The organism is Vibrio sp. 704, from assembly GCF_033339295.1.
The window spans coordinates 1-661 of sequence record NZ_JAWOUH010000524.1; the positions used below are offsets into that span (position 1 = coordinate 1).

The 661-nt window shown below is 48.9% G+C and carries 1 protein-coding gene; it reads left to right on the plus strand.

Features of this window, described 5'->3' with window-relative positions:
- On the plus strand, window positions 1–661 hold a 661-nt coding region (locus R7R24_RS27520), incomplete at both ends, for a PhoX family protein (RefSeq protein ID WP_318120242.1).

Here is a 661-nt window from a genome sequence, read left to right on the forward strand (position 1 = left end):
ACGCGTTATAACCAAAGCGATAACAAGCCTTTTGAAGAAGTACTAGAAGCGAGTCTATCTCGTCGTAGCATCTTAAAAGGTGGCCTTGGTATCAGCGCAATGACTGCGTTTGGTGCTTTTGGATTGGCGGGCTGTAACTCTTCGAGCTCTGGCACGTCGGCAAGTAACGGTTCTGGTGTTTCGAAAGCGGTACTTAACTTTGACTCAATTCCTGGCTCGTTGACTGATGCCGTTTCTATTCCACAGGGTTATACCGCTCAGGTACTGGTACCTTGGGGTACACCGCTGAATGCTCAAGGCAGCGCGTGGAAAAATGATGGCAGTAACACCAGCTCAGACCAACTTAACGCGTTAGGCATGCACCATGATGGCATGCACTTTTTCCCATTAAATGACAGTACGCCCGACGGCCTGCTTTGCATCAACCATGAATACATTGATACATCAGCACTGCATCCAAACGGTCCAACAGTCGCGAATGGCGTTCGCACAATTGTTGATGAAGTTCGCAAAGAGATTAACGCTCACGGCGTTTCCGTTGTTCGTATTCAGCTAGAAGACAATATGTGGAAATTAGTGGATACCGATCCGCTTAACCGCCGATACACTGGTGCGACAGTGATGGATTTATCTGGCCCAGTCGCTCACACGGCGCTTACTG